The organism is Cytobacillus eiseniae (assembly GCF_017874625.1).
GTDB classification, from domain to species: domain Bacteria; phylum Bacillota; class Bacilli; order Bacillales; family Cytobacillaceae; genus Cytobacillus; species Cytobacillus eiseniae.
On the sequence record NZ_JAGIKZ010000002.1, the window covers coordinates 165,488 to 186,725 of the forward strand.

17 protein-coding genes are annotated in these 21,238 nt (G+C 40.1%); 16 read left to right on the plus strand and 1 reads right to left on the minus strand.

Translation table 11 applies throughout. The annotated features are described in order from the left end of the window. Positions 1–41: 41 nt before the first annotated feature. The 9 genes from J2Z40_RS03010 (at position 42) to J2Z40_RS03050 (ending at position 10,188) form a co-directional block, all read left to right on the plus strand. On the plus strand, positions 42–971 hold the full coding sequence (locus J2Z40_RS03010) for an aspartate carbamoyltransferase catalytic subunit (protein ID WP_066393435.1): 930 nt from the start codon (positions 42–44) through the stop codon (positions 969–971). Then, positions 934–2,220 carry a dihydroorotase gene (locus tag J2Z40_RS03015; protein WP_066393438.1) on the plus strand — a complete coding sequence of 429 codons (1,287 nt, stop codon included), beginning with the start codon at positions 934–936 and terminating at the stop codon, positions 2,218–2,220. The genes J2Z40_RS03010 and J2Z40_RS03015 overlap by 38 nt, the downstream gene beginning before the upstream one ends. After that, positions 2,217–3,305 carry a carbamoyl phosphate synthase small subunit gene (locus tag J2Z40_RS03020; RefSeq protein WP_066393446.1) on the plus strand — a complete coding sequence of 363 codons (1,089 nt, stop codon included), beginning with the start codon at positions 2,217–2,219 and terminating at the stop codon, positions 3,303–3,305. The genes J2Z40_RS03015 and J2Z40_RS03020 overlap by 4 nt, the downstream gene beginning before the upstream one ends. Next, entirely contained in the window at positions 3,302–6,514 is a 3,213-nt protein-coding gene (gene carB, locus J2Z40_RS03025; protein ID WP_066393449.1) for a carbamoyl-phosphate synthase large subunit, read from the plus strand. Before J2Z40_RS03020 ends, carB begins: the two co-directional genes overlap by 4 nt. Further along, the gene (locus J2Z40_RS03030) at positions 6,511–7,290 is read left to right on the plus strand and encodes a dihydroorotate dehydrogenase electron transfer subunit (protein ID WP_066393456.1); all 780 of its coding nucleotides are present in this window, start codon (positions 6,511–6,513) and stop codon (positions 7,288–7,290) included. Before carB ends, J2Z40_RS03030 begins: the two co-directional genes overlap by 4 nt. Further along, complete coding sequence (locus J2Z40_RS03035) at positions 7,287–8,228, plus strand: dihydroorotate dehydrogenase (protein ID WP_066393459.1); 942 nt, start codon at positions 7,287–7,289, stop codon at positions 8,226–8,228. Before J2Z40_RS03030 ends, J2Z40_RS03035 begins: the two co-directional genes overlap by 4 nt. After that, positions 8,200–8,916 (plus strand): orotidine-5'-phosphate decarboxylase, encoded by a 717-nt coding sequence (pyrF, locus tag J2Z40_RS03040; protein ID WP_066393462.1) that lies wholly within the window; start codon positions 8,200–8,202, stop codon positions 8,914–8,916. Before J2Z40_RS03035 ends, pyrF begins: the two co-directional genes overlap by 29 nt. Further along, on the plus strand, positions 8,913–9,563 hold the full coding sequence (pyrE, locus tag J2Z40_RS03045; RefSeq protein WP_066393465.1) for an orotate phosphoribosyltransferase: 651 nt from the start codon (positions 8,913–8,915) through the stop codon (positions 9,561–9,563). Before pyrF ends, pyrE begins: the two co-directional genes overlap by 4 nt. Positions 9,564–9,720: 157 nt before the next feature. After that, positions 9,721–10,188 (plus strand): hypothetical protein, encoded by a 468-nt coding sequence (locus tag J2Z40_RS03050; protein ID WP_066393468.1) that lies wholly within the window; start codon positions 9,721–9,723, stop codon positions 10,186–10,188. A gap of 214 nt (positions 10,189–10,402) precedes the next feature. Here the strand turns inward: J2Z40_RS03050 and J2Z40_RS03055 are convergent, their stop codons facing one another. Then, positions 10,403–12,115, minus strand: coding sequence for an Rqc2 family fibronectin-binding protein (locus J2Z40_RS03055; RefSeq protein ID WP_066393470.1), 1,713 nt, complete (start codon positions 12,113–12,115; stop codon positions 10,403–10,405). 120 nt (positions 12,116–12,235) lie between these two features. Between J2Z40_RS03055 and J2Z40_RS03060 the strand changes: the two genes are divergently transcribed. The 7 genes from J2Z40_RS03060 (at position 12,236) to priA (ending at position 21,211) form a co-directional block, all read left to right on the plus strand. Beyond that, positions 12,236–14,914, plus strand: coding sequence for a cation-translocating P-type ATPase (locus J2Z40_RS03060; RefSeq protein WP_066393472.1), 2,679 nt, complete (start codon positions 12,236–12,238; stop codon positions 14,912–14,914). A 512-nt stretch (positions 14,915–15,426) separates the two neighbouring features. Further along, positions 15,427–16,299: a YicC/YloC family endoribonuclease gene (locus tag J2Z40_RS03065; protein WP_066393474.1), complete on the plus strand. Its 873-nt coding sequence runs from the start codon at positions 15,427–15,429 to the stop codon at positions 16,297–16,299. 60 nt (positions 16,300–16,359) lie between these two features. Further along, positions 16,360–16,623, plus strand: coding sequence for an extracellular matrix/biofilm regulator RemA (gene remA, locus J2Z40_RS03070; RefSeq protein ID WP_066393477.1), 264 nt, complete (start codon positions 16,360–16,362; stop codon positions 16,621–16,623). Between the two features lie 10 nt (positions 16,624–16,633). Beyond that, a complete protein-coding gene (gmk, locus tag J2Z40_RS03075) occupies positions 16,634–17,248 on the plus strand; it encodes a guanylate kinase (RefSeq protein WP_066393479.1) in 615 nt (204 codons plus the stop codon). A gap of 3 nt (positions 17,249–17,251) precedes the next feature. Next, entirely contained in the window at positions 17,252–17,473 is a 222-nt protein-coding gene (rpoZ, locus tag J2Z40_RS03080; RefSeq protein WP_066393482.1) for a DNA-directed RNA polymerase subunit omega, read from the plus strand. Positions 17,474–17,597: 124 nt separating this feature from the next. After that, on the plus strand, positions 17,598–18,806 hold the full coding sequence (coaBC, locus tag J2Z40_RS03085) for a bifunctional phosphopantothenoylcysteine decarboxylase/phosphopantothenate--cysteine ligase CoaBC (RefSeq protein WP_066393484.1): 1,209 nt from the start codon (positions 17,598–17,600) through the stop codon (positions 18,804–18,806). Beyond that, positions 18,803–21,211, plus strand: coding sequence for a primosomal protein N' (gene priA / locus J2Z40_RS03090; RefSeq protein ID WP_066393487.1), 2,409 nt, complete (start codon positions 18,803–18,805; stop codon positions 21,209–21,211). Before coaBC ends, priA begins: the two co-directional genes overlap by 4 nt. The last annotated feature ends 27 nt before the right edge of the window (positions 21,212–21,238 follow it).

Consider the following 21,238-nt stretch of genomic DNA (forward strand, 5'->3'; position numbering starts at 1 on the left):
AGGGTGTTTTTCTTTAGAAAAAATAAAGGAGTGGAAGATGGATGGAAAACCTGTTAACGACAACAGATCTATCGATTAATGAAATAAATAAGATCCTTTCAGATGCCCAATACTTCTTAGATGGCGGGAAGTGGATACCGGATAGAAAAGTATTTGTAGCTAATCTGTTTTTTGAAAATAGTACACGGACGAAATGCAGTTTTGAGGTGGCGGAGAGAAGGCTCGGCTTAGACATTATTCCTTTTGAAGTAAGCACATCAAGTGTCTCAAAGGGTGAAACCTTATATGACACGGTGAAAACATTGGAAGCAATTGGTGTAAATGCAGTCGTCATTCGCCATAATCAGGATCGCTATTTCGATGAACTTGTTGGCAAAGCGGATGTGTCTGTTATTAACGCTGGTGACGGCTGTGGTCATCATCCAACACAATCGCTGCTAGATCTTCTGACGATTAAACAGGAATTCGGAAGTTTTGAAGGATTGAAAATCGCCATTATCGGTGATATCAGACATAGTCGTGTAGCAAGATCGAATGCCGATACACTAGCACGTCTTGGGGCAACGGTCGTTTTTTCCGGACCAGAGGAATGGTTTGATGAAGAAATCCTTGAAAATGGAACTTATGAAAACATTGACACAGCAGTGGAAACGTCAGATGTCATCATGCTGCTAAGAATTCAACATGAGCGTCATGAGGAAAAAGGAAATACAGCTGCAGCTGACTATCATAAAGCATTTGGTTTAACGGAAGAAAGAGAAAGAAGAATGAAGGCTGGAAGCATTATCATGCACCCGGCTCCAGTAAACCGAGATGTTGAAATTGCGGATAGCTTAGTCGAATGTGAACGTTCAAGAATCTTTAAGCAAATGCAAAATGGTGTATACATCAGAATGGCAGTACTGAAAAGATTAATTGAAGGGAGCGGTCAAAATGACAACACTAATAAAAAATGGTCAATTGCTAACTAATGAAGGGGAATTAAAGAGAGCAGATATTTACATAGAAACAGGGAAAATTACCGAGATAAGTAAAGAGATTGATAGAGAGGCAGAAGAAGTAATCGATGCAAAAGGTCTATTAATTGCACCAGGATTTCTTGACCTGCACATTCATTTACGGGAACCTGGCGGTGAGAAGAAAGAGACAATTGCCACAGGAACAGCAGCAGCGGCTAAAGGCGGATTTACAACTGTTGCGGCAATGCCAAATACAAGACCTGTACCTGACTCGAAAGAGCAATTGACTTGGTTAAATCAAAGAATTGAAGAAACAGCTAAAGTAAAAGTACTTCCATACGCATCGATCACGGTTCGGGAGCTTGGTGTGGAGTTAACAAATTTCCAAGAGCTGAAGGAAGCGGGTGCCTTTGCCTTTACGGATGATGGTGTCGGCGTGCAATCAGCAGCGATGATGCTTGAAGCGATGAAGAGAGCAGCAGAAATCGATATGCCGATCGTTGCCCATTGTGAAGAAAATACACTTATTAACAAAGGCTCAGTTCATGAAGGAACTTTCTCCAAAAAGAACGGATTAAACGGGATTCCCTCTGTATGTGAATCTGTCCATATCGCAAGGGATGTACTCTTAGCGGAAGCAGCTGATTGTCATTATCATGTATGCCATATTAGTACAAAGGAATCTGTAAGAGTTGTTAGGGATGCAAAGCGCGCCGGCATCAAAGTCACAGCTGAAGTAACACCACATCATCTTCTCCTATGTGAGGAAGATATTCCAGGACTTGATACAAATTATAAGATGAATCCACCACTTAGAGGTGCAGCAGATCGAGCAGCATTAATTGAAGGGATTCTCGACGGAACGATCGATTTTATCGCAACTGATCATGCACCACATACTGCCGAAGAGAAAGCTGAAGGCATGCAGCTTGCACCATTTGGAATCGTTGGCTTAGAAACAGCCTTCCCGCTGCTATACACACATTTTGTTGAAAAAGGAAACTTTACATTAAAGCAATTAATCGACTTTTTAACAGTAAAACCTGCAGAAGCTTTTAAACTAGCATCAGGCAAGCTTGAGGTTGGAGCAGTAGCAGATATCGTCCTGCTAGACTTGAATCATACAGAAGAAATAAACCCAGAACAATTCCTTTCAAAAGGAAAGAACACGCCATTCGCTGGCTGGGAATGTAAAGGCTGGCCTGTATTAACGATGGTGAATGGAAAAATAGCATGGAATAAAGGGAGTGTGACAACATGAAGAAGCAGCTAATTCTAGAGGACGGCACCGTTTTTATTGGAGAAGGTTTCGGAAGTGAGGCAAATACAATTGGAGAAGTCGTTTTTAATACAGGGATGACTGGGTATCAGGAAATCATTTCCGACCCCTCTTATTGCGGGCAAATTGTGACGCTTACGTATCCGCTTGTCGGAAATTATGGTATTAACAGAGATGACTTCGAATCGATTTCTCCTGCGATTCAAGGCTTTATTGTAAAGGAAGCAGCTGATTTTCCATCCAACTGGAGAAATGAAAAAACGCTTCATGAGTATTTTCAAATTAAAAATATTCCTGGGATTGCTGGCATTGATACACGTAAATTAACTCGAATAATTCGTCAGCATGGCGCGCTAAAGGGAGCGATTTGCGGGATTGAAGAAGATGTAGATACGATAGTAGAAAAATTAAGAGCATCCAAGCTTCGAAATGATCAAGTGAAGCAAGTTTCTACAAAAACACCTTACCCGAGCCCAGGGCGTGGAAGAAGGGTTGTTCTAGTCGATTTCGGGATGAAGCATGGGATTTTACGCGAGTTAAATAAACGTGATTGTGATGTGATCGTTGTTCCTTACAATACGACTGCAGCAGAAATTCTCAATTTAAGTCCTGATGGTGTGATGCTCTCAAATGGTCCTGGAGATCCGAAAGATGTGCCAGAAGCGATAACGATGATTAATGAGCTATTAGGTAAAGTGCCATTGTTCGGCATCTGTCTTGGCCATCAGCTGTTTGCGCTTGCGTGTGGGGCGAATACGGAGAAAATGAAATTCGGCCATCGTGGGTCGAACCATCCTGTGAAAGAATTATCGACAGGAAAGGTTGCAATCACTTCACAAAATCATGGCTACACGGTTGAAGAGCAATCAATTATAAATACGAGACTTGAAGTTACTCATATTGCTTTAAACGATGGAACGGTTGAAGGTTTGAAGCATAAGGACTATCCAGCATTTACTGTCCAATATCACCCAGAAGCTTCCCCTGGACCTGAAGATGCAAATGGATTATTTGAACAATTTTTAACAATGATCGAATCTGAGATACAGGAAGGTGCGAGCAAATGACAAAGCGTACAGATATAAAAAGCATACTAGTTATTGGATCAGGACCAATCGTCATCGGTCAGGCAGCAGAGTTTGATTATGCTGGAACACAAGCGTGTATCGCCTTGAAGGAAGAGGGATACCGAGTCATCCTTGTCAATTCCAACCCAGCGACAATCATGACAGACACAGAAATCGCTGATGCTGTTTATATCGAGCCGCTTACATTGGAATTTGTCAGCCAAATTATTCGCAAAGAGCGTCCAGATGCGTTAGTTCCAACACTTGGCGGGCAAACAGGTTTGAATCTTGCTGTCGAGCTTGCGAAGTCAGGTGTACTGGATGAGTGTGGCGTTGAAATTTTAGGAACAAAGCTTTCAGCTATTGAACAAGCGGAGGATCGCGACCTGTTCAGAAACTTGATGAATGAGCTTGGTGAGCCTGTGCCTGAAAGTGAAATCATCCATACGTTAGAGGAAGCGTATCAGTTCGTTAATCAAATTGGTTATCCTGTTATCGTTCGTCCAGCATTCACACTTGGTGGTACTGGCGGCGGTATTTGCCACGATGAAGATGAGCTAATTGAAATTGTAACGAGTGGTTTGAAAAATAGCCCAGTAACCCAATGTTTGTTAGAAAAAAGTATTGCTGGGTTTAAGGAAATAGAATACGAGGTTATGAGAGATTCAGGTGATAATGCAATCGTCGTTTGTAACATGGAAAATATTGATCCTGTCGGCATCCATACTGGTGATTCGATTGTCGTTGCCCCGAGCCAAACACTGAGCGACCGAGAGTATCAACTGCTTAGGAATGTCTCACTGAAAATTATTCGCGCTTTAGGGATTGAAGGAGGCTGTAATGTTCAGCTTGCACTCGATCCATACAGCTTCAACTACTATATTATTGAAGTCAATCCACGGGTGAGCCGTTCATCTGCTTTAGCATCAAAAGCAACGGGGTATCCAATTGCCAAGCTTGCGGCAAAAATAGCTGTCGGCTTAACATTAGATGAGATGATGAATCCAGTTACTGGGAAAACCTATGCAAGCTTTGAGCCTGCACTTGATTATATCGTGACAAAAATTCCGCGCTGGCCATTTGATAAATTTGAGTCGGCGAACCGTTCACTAGGAACACAAATGAAAGCTACTGGCGAGGTAATGGCGATCGGCCGCACACTAGAGGAATCGTTATTGAAGGCTGTTCGTTCACTTGAAGCGAATGTGTATCATCTTTCTCTGAATGATGCAGATACGATCGATAATGAATTACTAGAAAAAAGAATTCGCAAAGCTGGTGATGAGCGATTATTTTACATCGGTGAAGCACTTAGAAGAGGCGTAACAATCGAAACCATTCATGAATGGAGCCAGATTGACCTATTCTTCCTTCATAAAATGGAGAAAATCGTTTCTTTTGAAAAAGATCTTGCTGCTAAGCGATTTGATATAGAAATTGGCAGGAAAGCAAAGGAAATGGGCTTTGCAGATATAACGATCGCGAATGCTTGGGAAACGAATGAATTAGCTGTCTATAATTGGCGAGTTGAAAACGAGATTGTACCTGTCTATAAAATGGTAGATACTTGTGCGGCCGAATTCGAATCAGAAACACCGTATTACTATGGCACATACGAGGATGAAAATGAATCCATCGTTACAGAGCGCAAGAGTGTTGTTGTACTTGGCTCGGGTCCAATCCGCATTGGGCAAGGGGTTGAGTTTGACTATGCGACTGTTCACTCAGTATGGGCGATTAAAGAAGCAGGCTATGAAGCTATTATCATTAATAACAACCCAGAAACGGTTTCAACAGATTTCAGTATTTCTGACAAGCTTTACTTTGAGCCATTAACGATTGAAGATGTGATGCACATTATTGACCTAGAAAAGCCTGAAGGAGTTGTTGTTCAGTTTGGCGGACAAACAGCTATTAATCTAGCTGCTAGTCTAGTAGAAAGAGGCGTAAAGATTCTGGGGACTTCCCTTGAGGACCTGGATCGAGCGGAGGATCGAGATAAATTCGAACAGGCGTTATCTGAGCTTCAAATTCCTCAGCCAAAAGGAAAAACAGCACTCTCAGTAGAAGAGGCTGTCACAATCGCAAATGGAATTGGCTACCCGGTTCTTGTTCGTCCATCTTATGTTCTCGGCGGCCGGGCAATGGAGATTGTTTATAAAGAAGAAGAGCTTCTGCACTATATGAAAAATGCAGTGAAGATTAATCCTGAGCATCCGGTGCTAATTGACCGTTATTTAACAGGAAAAGAAATTGAAGTGGATGCGATCTCAGATGGTGAAACGGTTCTAATTCCTGGAATTATGGAGCATATCGAACGGGCTGGAGTTCACTCTGGCGATTCGATTGCGGTCTATCCGCCACAGAGCATTTCAGCTGAGGTAAAAGCGAAACTTGTTGATTATACAGAAAAGCTTGCCAAAGGACTTGGCATCATTGGCTTATTAAACATCCAGTATATTGTTGCAAATGAAGAAGTGTTTGTAATTGAAGTTAATCCAAGATCAAGCCGTACCGTACCATTTTTAAGCAAAATTACGAATGTACCAATGGCAAAAATTGCAACAAAGGTGATTTTAGGTCAGTCAATTACACAGCAAGGCTATCAAGCTGGCTTAGTGCCAGAAAAATCCGGTGTGTATGTAAAAGTACCAGTGTTCTCTTTTGCTAAATTAAGAAGAGTTGACATTACTTTAGGACCAGAAATGAAATCGACAGGTGAAGTCATGGGGAAAGATACTACCCTTGAAAAGGCTCTATATAAAGGATTAGTTGCCTCAGGAATGAAGATTCATCCGTTCGGTTCGGTATTGATGACAGTTGCTGATAAAGACAAGGAAGAATCACTTCAGCTAGCCAAACGCTTTGCTTCGATTGGGTATCGTTTAATGGCGACGAGTGGAACAGCGCAATTGCTGCAAGCAGCAGGCGTTTCAGTCGATGTCGTTGATAAGATCGGCTCAGACGGTCCTAACTTACTTGATGTGATCAGAAATGGCAAAGCGCAAATCGTCATCAATACATTAACAAAAGGAAAACAGCCAGAACGAGACGGCTTCCGCATTCGTCGTGAGGCTGTTGAGAACGGTGTGCCTTGTCTGACTTCACTTGATACTGCAGATGCAATCTTAAAAGTTATTGAATCAATGAATTTCTCAGCCGATCCAATGGGAAAAACGGCTGAGGTACAGGAGGCGGTTCTTGTATGATAAAAAAAGAATTATGCAAAATCGTTTCACAAAGAAAAATTGCCGAACAAATTTACGAGCTCACCCTTCAAGGTGAGCTTGTCCGCGAAATGGGTGAACCTGGTCAATTTGTTCACTTGAAGATTACAGACCAATTTGAACCACTTCTCAGAAGACCCATTAGTATTTCTTACATCAATAAGGATAAGAACCAATTTACAATGATTTACCGGGCAGAAGGCAGAGGGACTGCATTACTTTCTGAGAAAAAGCCAGGAGATTTCGTAGATGTTCTTGGACCTTTAGGTCATGGCTTTCCAATTGAAGAGGCGAGTGCTGGAGAAACAGCCCTTCTTGTTGGAGGTGGAATTGGTGTTCCGCCATTATACGAATTGTCAAAACAGCTCGTTAAGCAAGGAGTTCATGTCATCCATGTTCTAGGGTTTCAATCAGAAAATGTTGTTTTTTATGATGAAGCCTTCTCACAGCTGGGTGAAACATATGTAGCCACAGTCGATGGCAGCTACGGCACGAAAGGATTTGTTACAAACATCATCGAAGATCGAAAGCTTGAATTTGATGTGCTGTATATATGTGGTCCAACACCAATGCTTAAGGCGCTTGAAAATAATTATCGAGAAAAGAAGGTCTTTCTTTCACTTGAAGAACGGATGGGCTGTGGGATCGGTGCTTGTTTTGCCTGTGTATGCCACACTGGAGACGATCCAACTGGCTATACATATAAAAAGGTTTGCAGTGATGGACCTGTATTTAAAGCTGGGGAGGTCGTTCTATGAAATCATTACAAATAAGCTTACCAGGATTAGAATTGAAAAATCCGATCATGCCAGCTTCCGGTTGCTTCGGATTTGGCCGCGAATACGCTGAGCTCTTTGATTTAAGCGGTCTCGGGGCGATTATGATTAAAGCAACAACATTAGAGCCTCGTTTTGGAAATCCGACCCCTCGTGTAGCGGAAACGTCAGCAGGAATGCTTAATGCGATCGGACTGCAAAACCCGGGACTTGAAAAAGTAATGAATGAAGAGCTTCCATGGCTTGATCAATTCAATGTACCGATCATCGCAAATGTAGCAGGCTCTCAAGAAGAAGATTATATTGCAGTAGCGAAAGAAATATCCAAAGCTCCGAATGTTCATGCACTAGAATTAAATATTTCCTGCCCGAATGTTAAAACAGGGGGAATTACCTTTGGAACGATTCCAGAAGTGGCAAAGGACTTAACGAAAAAAGTTAAGGAAGTGTCTAGTGTCCCTGTTTACGTCAAACTTTCACCTAATGTGACAAATATAGTTGAAATGGCAAAAGCAGTGGAAGATGGCGGAGCCGATGGTTTAACAATGATCAACACGCTCGTTGGAATGAGAATCGATTTGAAAACGGGGAATCCAATTTTAGCGAATAAAACAGGCGGACTTTCGGGGCCAGCAATTAAACCTGTTGCGATTCGCATGATTCATGAGGTGAGTCAGCATGTGTCCTTACCGATTATCGGGATGGGCGGTGTTCAATCAGCGGAGGATGTCATTGAATATTATTATGCTGGGGCAAGTGCAGTTGCTGTTGGAACAGCAAACTTTGTTGACCCATTCGTCTGTCCGACGATTATTGAGGAACTGCCTGAACTAGTGAAAAGCCTAGGCTTTGATCATATTTCTGAATGTACGGGAAGGAGCTGGAACAAGCATGGAAAAATCGCTCATCATCGCGCTTGATTTTGCAGGAAAACAGGAAGTGTTTCAGTTTTTAAAGCAATTTAATGATGAAAAGCTTTTTATAAAAGTTGGTATGGAGCTTTTCTATCAGGAAGGTCCTAGTATCATTTATGACCTAAAAGAAAAAGGGCATGATATTTTCCTAGATTTAAAGCTTCATGACATCCCGAATACGGTAAAAGGAGCTATGAAGGGGCTCGCACGTCTTGGCTGTGATCTTGTAAATGTACATGCGGCAGGCGGAAAAGAAATGATGGAAGCTGCGCTGGAAGGATTAGAGGCTGGAACAGTAGCAGGACAGGGGCGACCTTTCTGCATTGCAGTTACACAGTTAACGAGTACCTCTGAAGAGCAAATGCAAGAGGAACAGCTGATTCATGTCCCGTTAGAGGAGTCAGTCCTACATTATGCCGCCTTGGCGAAGACTGCTGGTCTTGATGGGGTCGTTTGCTCCCCGTTTGAATCAAAGCAAATTCACCATTTAATGGGCGAATCCTTTTTAACGGTTACACCTGGAATTCGTTTAAAAACAGATCATGTTCAGGATCAGAAACGAGTGGCTACACCTGAATTTGCAAAATCGGAAGGTGTTTCTGCCATTGTGGTCGGCCGCCCGATTACAAAATCAGAAAACCCACTGGAAAAATACATTGAAATTAAAAGATCTTGGGAGGGTGTTCACCAATGAAACAACAAATCGCCGAACGTCTATTAGAAATCAAAGCAGTTGCCTTACAGCCGAACAATCCATTTACATGGTCGTCTGGCATGAAATCGCCAATTTACTGCGATAATCGGTTAACACTTTCTTACCCAGCCGTTCGTAAGGAAATTGCTAACGGTTTAAAGGAAACGATTCTGTCACAGTTTCCTGATGCGGAATTAATCGCAGGGACAGCAACAGCTGGAATCCCTCATGCCGCATGGGTTAGTGATCTAATGGACCTGCCGATGTGTTATGTACGTTCAAAGCCAAAGGGACACGGTCAAGGCAATCAGATTGAAGGAAAAACAGAAACTGGTCAAAAAGTAGTAGTTGTTGAAGATTTAATCTCAACAGGAGGAAGTGTCATAACTGCAGTTGAAGCACTGCGTCAAGCAGGATGCGAAGTCCTAGGCGTTGTTGCAATCTTTACATACCAATTAGAAAAAGGAAAACAATTGCTAGAAGATGCGAATATTTTAGCTTACACATTAACAGATTTTGAAACCCTTTCAGAAACTGCAAAGGAAAAAGGATATGTACAAGAAGAGGATATGAAGAAACTAGCGGAATGGCGGAAGAATCCGGTAGAGTGGGACAGAGGGACAGGTACGGTGTCCCGGGCCAAATAAGCTTATGCATAAGTTCGTGGTCAAAGGTTCTGCACCCTTGTACCACGAATTTATACTTAGTAGATTTTTACCAGCAGTATTATTTACGAAAATAAAATGTCATTTATAAATAGTTGTGCTTAAGATATAATATGATTGATAGGGAGGTGAGGGATGAATGAACAGTGAAAAAACAGAAAATATGCTTGCTCAATTAATTAAAATGGTAGGAACAATTCACTCTGACTTACAAGAAATGAAACAGGAGTTACAAGGGGTAAAACAAGAACAACAAGGAATGAAGCAAGAACAACAAGAAATGAAACAGGAGCTACAAGGGGTGAAACAAGAGCTACAAGGGGTGAAACAAGAACAACAAGGAATGAAGCAAGAACAACAAGAAATGAAACAAGAGCTACAAGGAATGAAGCAAGAACAGCAAGAAATGAAACAAGACCAGCAAGGATTGAGACAAGAAGTGCAAAATATGAATCAACGCCTGCAAACAATAGAGATAAAAAGTGAAGAACGCCATCAAGAAATAATGAAGCGCTTTAAAGCACTAGAAAATGACCAGGACTTTATTTGGGAGAAAACGGCAAGAAATGAAAGAGAAATTGGTAATATCAAAAAACAATTGAGTTAAATAGCAATCAAATACTCCGATGAACCTTCATTATTGCCTCATAGTTAATTCTTCAAAGGCTTTTATATTGATATTTTTACAGTTCCAAAATCATTTACCCTCGTCAAAATTTGTATATTTTGAAGAGGGTAATAATCTATATTAGTATTACTGAGACGTTAGTTATATTAAAAAGACAAGCGGAAAGCTTGCCTTTTTAATTGAAAACTGAAATTTAGCTCTGCCTAAGAGCAAGAACGGTCTCCTCATCAGGCGTCACGTACACAGTCTGCTGATTTTCATAAATGACAAAACCAGGCTTTGCACCGCTTGGTTTTTTTACGTGTCTCACAAGCGTGTAGTCAACAGGTACAGAGCTCGAGTTGCGTGCTTTACTGAAATATGCTGCTAGATTTGCTGCTTCTAATATCGTGGCTTCCGCAGGTTCCTTGCTGCGAATGACAACATGTGAGCCGGGAATATCCTTTGTATGAAGCCAGATCTCGTCTCTTGCGGCAAACTTATTTGTTAAGTAGTCATTTTGTTTATTGTTTTTCCCAACAAAGATTTCTGTCCCGTCTGATGCGATGTAGCGGTCAAGCACAGGCTTTGTGTTTTGGGCTTTTTTGTTTTTTCTTTTTTGTCTGTCTCTTAAGTAGCCGCCTTCAATCAGTTCCTCGCGTATTTCTTCAATATCCTTTGGTGAAGCCGTTTCAACCTGCTGGTGCAAGGATTCGAAGTAAGCAAGTTCTGCCTTCGCTAAGTCGATTTGTTCTCTTACGATGTTGACCGCATTTTTTGCTTTTTGATATTTCGTAAAATATTTCTGAGCATTGTCAGATGGATTTTTCTGCGGGTCTAACGGGATGGTAACAGTTGCACCATTTTCATCGTAATAATTGATGACCTCAATGGTTTTCATCCCTCTGCTAATCGCATAAATATTGGCCGTAATGAGTTCGCCGAACAACTGATGCTTGTCGGCTTTTTCAGCATCCAGTAATGTGACTTGGAGCTTTTCTATTTTCTTCTTGTTCTTTTCTTTTTCATTCATAATAAATCGTTCTAAATCATTCGAATGCTGCTTCACGCGATCCCGTTCAGCTTTGCCAAAATAATAGCGATCAAGCATTTCGCTAAGTGATTCGAACTTTTTGGACTCATCTTGCAAATGCTCCAATGGTAAAAGATAAAAGCTTTCCTTTTGCCCGCTATTTGTAATTGCAGGCTGTATTTGATGATCCTTTAATAACTGCATATACTGCAAGAACGTTTTCGGAACGGATGTCCGATTAGCCAATCCGGAATGGAAAAGGATTTCTTTTGCAAATAATGGTGAAATACCAGCAAATGCAGCAACAAGCTGCTTATCCAGCTTTCCGCTGTTAAAATCAATTTGCCTCAAAACATCCTCTTCACTTGCTTCAAACGGGTTCATTTTATCCTGCTGTGGAGGCAACACATATTCCTGTCCAGGTAAAATTGCTCGATGGCTATTAACAGCGAAGGAAACATGCTTAATACTATCCAAAATCATATTCCTTGTTTTATCAACTAATGTAATATTGCTGTGTCGGCCCATTATTTCAACAATTAGCTGCTTGTACGAAGTGTCGCCAATTTCGTTCCTGCCTTTTACTTCGAAAATAATGATTCGATCCAAGCCAACTTGGCGAATTTCCTCAAGAAAATATCCTTCAAGATGCTTTCGTAATAACATACAAAACATTGGCGGCTCTGATGGGTTATCATGTACTTCATTTGTAAGCTGTACTCTTGCATAGCTAGGGTGAGCTGACAGGAGCAGCTTATGATTTTTTCCGTTTGCTCTAATGACTATAATCATTTCATTTTTATAAGGCTGTTGAATTTTGCTGATTCTTCCACCCTTTAGTTGCTCGGTGAGTTCTTCCGTTATAGCTCTTGTAAATAATCCGTCAAACGACATTTAGAACATCCTCTTCTATATAAGCTATTGTTTATCTATACATAATAGCATTTTTTCGGACAAGGCTGAATATGCTTTCTTTAGATGATAAGTATGGCTTGGAGGAGGAAGTGATTCTGAATGAAATTCCATGAAATGAATGAAACCGAGGTTGAGCAGGCACTAAATACAAATGCAAAAACGGGCTTAACTGAAGCCGACGTAAAAAAACGGAGAAATCAATATGGCAAGAATGAATTAGAAGAAGGGGAGAAGCAGTCAGCCTTACTATTATTTTTCAGTCAATTTAAGGATTTTATGGTCCTTGTTTTATTAGCAGCAACACTAATTTCAGGATTGCTTGGTGAATATATTGATGCAGTTGCGATTATTGCAATTGTTCTAATCAATGGATTGCTAGGTTTTTTTCAGGAAAGAAAGGCTGAGAGATCACTGCAAGCATTGAAAGAGCTTTCTGCTCCACAAGTAAATGTATATAGAGATGGAGAATGGATGAAAATTGCATCTAAAGATGTAGTTGTCGGTGACATACTCAAATTTGCAAGTGGGGATCGAGTTGGAGCAGATGTTAGAATTATCCAATCATACAGTCTTGAATTGGAGGAATCAGCCTTAACTGGAGAATCATTGCCTGTCTCAAAAATTACTGGTGCAATCAAAAAGGCAAATATAGGCATTGGCGATATGGAAAATATGGCTTTTATGAGCACATTAGTTACTCGTGGAAGTGGCATGGGCATTGTTGTTGCTACAGGGATGAAAACGGCGATGGGACAAATTGCCGATTTATTGCAAAATGCGGAAACGATGATTACGCCGTTGCAGCGGAGACTGGAACAGCTTGGAAAAATCCTTATTACTGTTGCATTAATCCTTACTGCCCTTGTAGTTTTTGCTGGAGTTGTCCAAGGACATGATCTGTATACGATGTTCTTAGCAGGTGTTTCCTTAGCGGTAGCCGCCATTCCTGAAGGCTTGCCAGCAATCGTCACAGTTGCCTTATCATTAGGTGTCCAGCGGATGATTAAGAACAAAGCGATTGTCCGTAAACTGCCTGCTGTGGAAACATTAGGCTGTGCATCTGTTATTTGTTCAGATAAAACGGGTACGATGACACAAAACAAAATGACGGTTACCCATCTATGGAGCGGAGGGAAACAGTGGAATGTAGATGGTGTTGGATATGAACCTCAAGGGTGTTTTTATCGAAATGACAATCAAGTAGAACCGAAGGAAGATAAAGCACTTCAACAGATGCTTATGTTCGGAATGCTGTGTAATCATGCAGAAATTAAACAAAAAGAAAATGAATTTGTGATTGACGGGGATCCTACAGAGGGAGCTTTACTAGTAGCTGGAATGAAAGCAGGTTTTAGCAGGGATGCATTATTAAGTCAGTTCAAAATTATTAAAGAATTTCCATTTGATTCTGCTAGAAAAATGATGAGTATCATTGTGAAAGATCAAAATGGGAAACAGTTTATTATTACAAAAGGTGCACCAGATGTACTTGCAGGTATATGTGAAACAGCACTCTGGGATGGAAAACGAAAATTTTTCAATCGAGAAGTGGCAGGTCAAATCCAAAAAGCAATTGAAGACCTAGCTTCCCAAGCATTAAGAACAATTGCTATTGGTCTTAAGGAAATCCCCTCAAATACGATTATCATGGATGAAAAAGAGGCAGAAAAGGGGCTAACCTTTATCGGGCTTCAAGGCATGATTGATCCACCTCGTCCAGAAGTAAAGGATGCGGTCAAAGAGTGTAAAGAAGCAGGAATTAAAACGGTAATGATTACTGGCGATCACGTGATCACGGCAAAGGCCATTGCTAAACAACTTGGCATTTTGACAAATCATTCGAAGGTGCTTGATGGAAAGGCACTCTCTAATATGGATGTAGATGAGCTTGAAGAGGTTGTTGATGAAGTAGCTGTGTTTGCCCGTGTTTCACCCGAGCATAAATTGAAAATTGTAAAAGCTTTACAAAATAAAGGGCATATTGTTGCAATGACAGGTGATGGCGTTAATGATGCGCCAGCAATAAAAGCAGCAGATATCGGTGTGGCAATGGGAATTACAGGCACGGATGTAGCGAAAGAAGCTTCTGCACTCGTATTGCTAGATGATAATTTTGCAACAATCAAAGCCGCAATTAAAGAAGGCAGAAATATTTATGAAAATATTCGTAAATTCATCAGGTATTTATTAGCCTCAAATGTTGGGGAAATTCTTGTCATGTTATTTGCGATGTTACTAGCTCTCCCACTGCCCTTAGTTCCCATTCAAATTCTGTGGGTAAATCTTGTGACAGACGGACTTCCAGCAATGGCATTAGGCTTAGATAAGCCAGAGGGTGATGTGATGAAACGGAAGCCAAGGAACCCCAGAGAAGGTGTATTTGCTAGAGGGCTTGGCTGGAAAGTTGTTTCAAGAGGCTTTTTAATTGGAATTGTCACCTTAATCGCATTTATCTTTGCTTACAATGCACACCCAGATAATTTGCCTTACGCTCAAACAATCGCTTTTGCAACACTTGTTGTTGCTCAGCTAATCCATGTATTTGATTGCCGAAGTGAAAAGTCGATCTTGGCAAGAAATCCTTTTGGGAATAAATATTTAGTATGGGCAGTCATTTCATCGTTGCTGTTATTGTTTGTCGTGATATATTATCCGCCATTACAGCCGATCTTCCACACTCTTCCAATTGAATTGAATGACTGGTTCATGATTGCTGGTCTTTCAGCTGTTCCAACTTTTTTACTTGCAGGATCATTTTTACTAACAAAAAGAAAGTAGTTTATGTTATAATCATTATTGTAAGTAGTAGAGTGCGCTCTGCTACTTTTTCTGTGTTTAGGATGGGACCTATCTTTTATTTGGTTTCTTTTCTAATAGATTGTTGTTTTTAAATCAATTGTTAGAATGAATGGTTTACCAACTAGGTCAGTTGATTGGAGCGGAAGGTGCGAGATCCTCGAAAATGCATTCGCATTTCCTTCGTGCGGTGTGAAATCTAAGAAGCCAATTCAATGTCCTGCGGGATGCGTGGGACAGCTGAGACCCCGCAAGAGCGTAAGCGATGAGGAGGCTCAAGCGGACTACCCCGCGGAAAGGGAGCGACCTGGAGCGGAAATCAACCTTTACCAACTATGTGTTAAATAGCAACAATATTTGCGAAAACAGCCTTTATTTTTCTTGCTAGTTCAGATTTTGCATACAATTTTCTTCTTTTATGATAAAATACGAACTAATTATTCATAGCAATTACATAATTTATAACATTCCTTTAATGATAGGATGTGTTACATATGATAGTTAGCATGACTGGTTTTGGTAGAAGTAAAAAGAGTATCGATCAACTTACTGTTTCGGTTGAAATGAAAGCAGTCAATCATCGATTTTCTGAGTATCAAATAAAAATGCCGAGGCAGCTGCTCTATTTAGAAGATAGAATGAAGAAGAAGCTTGGTGAGTATATTTATAGAGGTCGAGTAGAGGTTTTTGTGACGGTAGAAGGAGACAGGGCATTCAATCGTGAAGTTCATGTAGATTGGTCCTTATTAGATGATTACTATCAAAATATCACAAAAATAAAAGCAAAATATAAGATCGATCAGAGTATGACTATCCAAGATGTGCTGCGAGATGAATTCATTTCAATTGAAGAGAAAGAGACGGAGAATGAGGAAATTGAAATGGTCCTTCTTTCTGCCATTGAAGAGGCATGTCTAAAGTTACAGCAAATGCGGAAATTGGAAGGTGCTGAACTTGAAAAGGATTTAATCGATCATCTTAATCATCTATCAGTTAGGGTAGGCAAATTAAAGGAATTTGCCCCTCAAGTTGTTCAACAATACAAAGAACGATTAAAGAAACGGATGAACTTGTATTTAGATGGTCAGCTAGATGAAACAAGAATATTGACTGAAGTGGCTATCTTTGCAGATAAGGCAGATATTAACGAGGAGCTAACAAGACTCTTAAGTCATATCAATCAATTTGCAAACACTCTACAGGAAAATGAACGTGTAGGCAGAAAATTAGATTTCCTAATCCAAGAGATGAATAGAGAAGTGAATACGATTGGTGCAAAGGCAAATGACAGCTCCATTGCCGCAGAGGTAGTAGAAATGAAGAGCAGCCTTGAGAAAATGAAGGAACAAGTGCAAAATATAGAGTAGTACTTGTTTAGAATAAGTCACACGGGGTCAAAATATATAACTGATGCTTGGAGGACATTTATGTCGATAAAATTAATAAACATCGGTTTTGGCAATATTGTTTCAGCCAACCGCATTATCTCAATCGTTAGTCCGGAATCAGCACCAATTAAGAGAATTATCCAGGATGCCCGTGATCGTGGGTCATTAATTGACGCAACATATGGCAGAAGAACAAGAGCGGTTATTGTGATGGATAGTGATCATGTCATTCTTTCTGCAGTTCAGCCGGAAACGGTCGGTCACCGTATAAATGATCGTGATGAAATTATCGATGAAGGGTAGGAATATTTTAATGCAAGAAAAAGGCTTATTAATTGTTTTATCTGGCCCTTCTGGTGTTGGAAAAGGTACAGTTAGAAAAGAGATTTTTTCACAGCAGGACACGTCATTTGAATATTCGATTTCGATGACGACGAGATCCCCAAGAGAAGGGGAAGTGGATGGGGTCGACTATTTTTTTAAGACACATGATGAATTTGAGAAGTTAATCGAGCAAGATAAACTGCTTGAATATGCTAAATTTGTTGGCAATTATTATGGCACTCCAGTTGATTATGTGAAAGAAACGCTTGATCAAGGGAAAGATGTATTTCTTGAGATTGAAGTTCAAGGGGCACGTCAAGTTCGAGAAAAATTCCCTGATGGATTATTTATATTCCTCGTTCCACCAAGTTTGTCCGAGTTGAAAAATCGGATTGTAACAAGAGGAACTGAAACAGAGGATGTCATCAATAACCGGATGTCTGTTGCAAAAGATGAAATAGAAATGATGAATTTATATGATTATGTAGTTGAAAATGATCAAATTCAACGTGCTTGTGAAAGAATTAAAGCGATTGTTGTTGCAGAACATTGTCGCAGAGAACGTGTAGAACCACGCTATATTAAAATGTTGGAGGTTGAATAAAATATGTTATATCCTTCTATTGACTCATTAATGACAAAAATTGATTCAAAATATTCCCTTGTATCCGTTGCAGCTAAACGTGCAAGAATGATGCAGGAAAATGCAAAGCCGCAGCTTGATAAATACGTTTCCCATAAAAATGTAGGAAAAGCACTTGAAGAAATCCATGCCGATCAATTGCATTATCAATTGGGTGTTCAGCAAAAGAAAGAAGCTTACGAATAATTGACTGAATAACAACCGATTAGGTTGTTATTTTTGTTTGTTCTTGATAGGAAAAGGATGAAAAAATATCATTCTTCTTGCATAATAAAGGATAGGAAAAGGTAAAGATGATGGGGGTTATATCATGCTATACGGTAAAAAAATTCTATTATGTGTAACAGGTGGGATTGCAGTATATAAAGCAGCGGCCCTAACAAGTAAGCTTACTCAGGCAGGAGCCAATGTGAAGGTCATCCTAAGTGAGTCTGCTTGTGAGTTTGTTACCCCTTTAACATTCCAAGCATTGTCAAGAAATGATGTATACACAGATACGTTTGATGAAAAGGATTCAAAGGTGATCGCACATATAGATTTAGCAGATTGGGCTGATTTAATTATCGTTGCACCAGCAACTGCAAATGTGATTGGAAAGTTAGCAAATGGAATTGCTGATAATATGATTACAACGACCCTATTAGCAGCCACGGCACCTGTATGGATTGCACCTGCAATGAATGTACATATGTATAGTCATCCTGCTGTTCAGAAAAATATTGATACATTGCATCAATTTGGCTATCAATTTATTGAACCAGGGGAAGGGTATCTTGCTTGTGGATACGTCGGTAAAGGAAGATTAGAGGAACCAGAGAAAATAATTGATCATATTCGTCATTTTTTTAAGTCTGGGCATCCTCAGTTTACGGGTAAAAAAATTGTGATTACAGCTGGGCCAACTAGAGAAAAAATAGACCCTGTCAGATATATTACCAATCATTCGTCAGGAAAAATGGGTTATGCGATCGCTGAGGAAGCAGTCAATACAGGTGCAGAGGTTATTCTTATATCTGGACCTGTTTCAATAGATGTTCCTTCCGGCGTTACACTCATTCAAGTAGAAAGCGCTGAAGAAATGTATCAAGCAGTCATGGATGAATATGAAAGTGCTGATATTGTCATTAAAACTGCTGCTGTTGCAGATTATCGCCCGAAAATAAGCTTTGATCATAAAGTGAAAAAACAGCCAGGCGAACAAAGTCTAGAGCTTGAGCGAACAAAGGATATTCTTCTTGAACTAGGTAAATTAAAGAATAGACAAATTCTTATCGGATTTGCTGCTGAAACGGATCATCTAGTGGAATATGCACAGAAAAAGCTTGAGAAGAAAAATGCAGATATGATTGTAGCGAATAATGTGAAAGCAGACGGCGCCGGCTTCGGGACAGATACAAATATCGTAACCCTCTTTAAAAAGGATGGAGCGTTCATTGAACTGCCACTCATGTCGAAGAAGGCAGTAGCAGTTAAAATTTTAGAAGAAGCTTCAAATTTATTAAGGAATGAAAATAGATGACTGTTGCAAGTGTAATTGTTGATGTACCTGCGAAACAAACAGATCGGCCATTTGATTACTCGATACCTGAACATTTAAATGGGGTTATTGTTCCAGGGATGCGCGTAATTGTTCCATTTGGCCCGAGAAAAATTCAAGGTTTTGTTATTGAAATAAAATCTAATTCTGATTTTGGTAAATTAAAAGAAATCATCGAACCGATGGACTTAACACCAATTATTAATGATGAGCTACTTGCCTTAGGTGATTGGCTAACTGAAGAATCGCTATGCTATAAAATTTCTGCCTATCAAGTGATGCTCCCAGCTGCTTTAAAAGCAAAATACGAAAAAAAAATCAGAATAACTGGTGATATTCAAGCACTTTCTGAAGAACTTATACATGTGTTTGGAAAAAAAGACATCATTACTTGGGAAGAAGCAGTAGAACAAGGGGTATTATCCCTTTTGCAAAAAGAGGCAGCTAAAAATACAGTTGAAATTATTTATGAGGTTAAAGAACGTGTGAAAAAGAAAAAGCTTAAGCATGTTTTTTCTTCCTTAACGAAAGAGGAACTTATAGTAGCAAAAGAACAGCTTCCAGTGCAGGCTGCAAAACAAAGAGATGTGATTGACTTTATCCTTCACACCGATTCCCCAATTGAATTACGGAAGCTATTAAGCGAGCTTCATATTTCCTCTTCTACAGTGAAGGGACTGATTCAAAAAGGGCTTTTGGCAGAAAAAGAATTGGAAGTTTATCGTGATCCATTTGAGGATCGACAGTTTGCCCGGACAGAGCCCCTTCCACTTACAGAAAATCAGCTACAAGCAATCACACCTATCCTTGCTTCTGTTGAAGAGAACAGGCATCAAACGTTTCTGTTATATGGTGTGACAGGGAGTGGCAAGACAGAAGTCTATCTTCAATCGATTCAGAGAGTGCTTCAATCGAAGAAGGAGGCAATCGTTCTTGTTCCAGAAATATCATTGACACCACAAATGGTCAAACGTTTTAAAGGGAGATTTGGTAATCAAGTAGCCGTTCTCCATAGCGGACTCTCAGCAGGAGAAAAATATGATGAATGGCGCAAGATTCAAAGAAAAGAAGTGAAGGTCGTTGTCGGTGCACGCTCAGCGATCTTTGCTCCATTTGAAAATCTAGGAATTATTATTATTGATGAAGAGCATGAGACAAGCTATAAGCAAGAAGAGAATCCCCGCTATCATGCACGGGATGTTGCAATTGAACGAGCGATGAACCATCAATGTCCGGTTATACTCGGTAGTGCCACTCCTTCACTTGAATCATTTGCTCGTGCACAAAAGGGTGTATATGCGCTCCTTTCGTTGCCGTCTCGAATGAATAATCAAGCCCTTCCTAGTGTTGATATTATTGATATGAGGGAAGAATTGCGTGATGGCAATCGATCGATGTTTTCTCGTTTACTATTGGAAAAAGTGAAGGATCGACTAGAGAAAAGGGAACAAATCGTCTTGTTTTTAAATAAAAGGGGGCATTCTTCCTTTGTGATGTGTAGAGACTGTGGATATGTCGTCAATTGTCCAAATTGCGATATTTCCTTAACCTATCATCGAGCCAATCAGCAAATGAAATGCCATTATTGTGGCCATGAAGAGCAAGTGCCAAGGCAATGTCCTGAATGTTCGAGTGAGCATATCCGTTATTTTGGTACGGGGACTCAAAAAGTAGAAGAAGAGCTTGTGAAAGTTTTACCTGAAGCTAGAATCATTCGAATGGATGTGGATACGACAAGTAGAAAAGGTTCACATGAAAAGCTGCTTGATCAATTTCAAGAGGGACATGCAGATATTCTTCTCGGAACACAAATGATTGCGAAAGGACTTGATTTTCCAAATATCACATTAGTTGGAGTGTTATCGGCAGATACGATGCTTCATCTTCCAGATTTTCGTTCATCAGAGAAAACATTTCAGCTCTTAACACAGGTGAGTGGACGAGCTGGGAGGCATGAAAAGGAAGGTGAAGTTGTTATTCAAACATATACTCCTGAGCATTATAGTATCGAACTCGCTGCTGAACAGGATTATGATCGTTTCTATGAACAAGAAATGATGCTGCGGAAAATTCACAAGTACCCTCCATTTTATTACATCGCTCTCGTAACAGTTAGTCATGAGGAGTTAATGAAAGTGGTATCAGTTACAGAGAAAGTAACAACTTATATTCGATCCAAATTATCAAATGAAGCGATTTGCTTAGGGCCAGTTGCTTCGCCAATTCCTCGGATCAATAATAGATATCGCTACCAATGTTTGATAAAATACAAACGGGAGCCTGGGCTTAATCAAGCACTGAAGAAAATGCTTGATCAATACCAGCAGGAAATACATACTAATGGACTGCAAATTTCAGTCGATGTCAATCCATTTATATTAATGTAATGGAGAAACTGCTCTAATAATTTTCCA

Coding starts and splice junctions, on each gene's coding strand:
- J2Z40_RS03010 (WP_066393435.1), top strand. CDS start 42: ATGGAAAACCTGTTAACGACAACAGATCTATCGATTAATGAAATAAAT.
- J2Z40_RS03015 (WP_066393438.1), top strand. CDS start 934: ATGACAACACTAATAAAAAATGGTCAATTGCTAACTAATGAAGGGGAA.
- J2Z40_RS03020 (WP_066393446.1), top strand. CDS start 2,217: ATGAAGAAGCAGCTAATTCTAGAGGACGGCACCGTTTTTATTGGAGAA.
- carB (WP_066393449.1), top strand. CDS start 3,302: ATGACAAAGCGTACAGATATAAAAAGCATACTAGTTATTGGATCAGGA.
- J2Z40_RS03030 (WP_066393456.1), top strand. CDS start 6,511: ATGATAAAAAAAGAATTATGCAAAATCGTTTCACAAAGAAAAATTGCC.
- J2Z40_RS03035 (WP_066393459.1), top strand. CDS start 7,287: ATGAAATCATTACAAATAAGCTTACCAGGATTAGAATTGAAAAATCCG.
- pyrF (WP_066393462.1), top strand. CDS start 8,200: ATGGAAAAATCGCTCATCATCGCGCTTGATTTTGCAGGAAAACAGGAA.
- pyrE (WP_066393465.1), top strand. CDS start 8,913: ATGAAACAACAAATCGCCGAACGTCTATTAGAAATCAAAGCAGTTGCC.
- J2Z40_RS03050 (WP_066393468.1), top strand. CDS start 9,721: ATGAACAGTGAAAAAACAGAAAATATGCTTGCTCAATTAATTAAAATG.
- J2Z40_RS03055 (WP_066393470.1), bottom strand. CDS start 12,115: ATGTCGTTTGACGGATTATTTACAAGAGCTATAACGGAAGAACTCACC.
- J2Z40_RS03060 (WP_066393472.1), top strand. CDS start 12,236: ATGAAATTCCATGAAATGAATGAAACCGAGGTTGAGCAGGCACTAAAT.
- J2Z40_RS03065 (WP_066393474.1), top strand. CDS start 15,427: ATGATAGTTAGCATGACTGGTTTTGGTAGAAGTAAAAAGAGTATCGAT.
- remA (WP_066393477.1), top strand. CDS start 16,360: ATGTCGATAAAATTAATAAACATCGGTTTTGGCAATATTGTTTCAGCC.
- gmk (WP_066393479.1), top strand. CDS start 16,634: ATGCAAGAAAAAGGCTTATTAATTGTTTTATCTGGCCCTTCTGGTGTT.
- rpoZ (WP_066393482.1), top strand. CDS start 17,252: ATGTTATATCCTTCTATTGACTCATTAATGACAAAAATTGATTCAAAA.
- coaBC (WP_066393484.1), top strand. CDS start 17,598: ATGCTATACGGTAAAAAAATTCTATTATGTGTAACAGGTGGGATTGCA.
- priA (WP_066393487.1), top strand. CDS start 18,803: ATGACTGTTGCAAGTGTAATTGTTGATGTACCTGCGAAACAAACAGAT.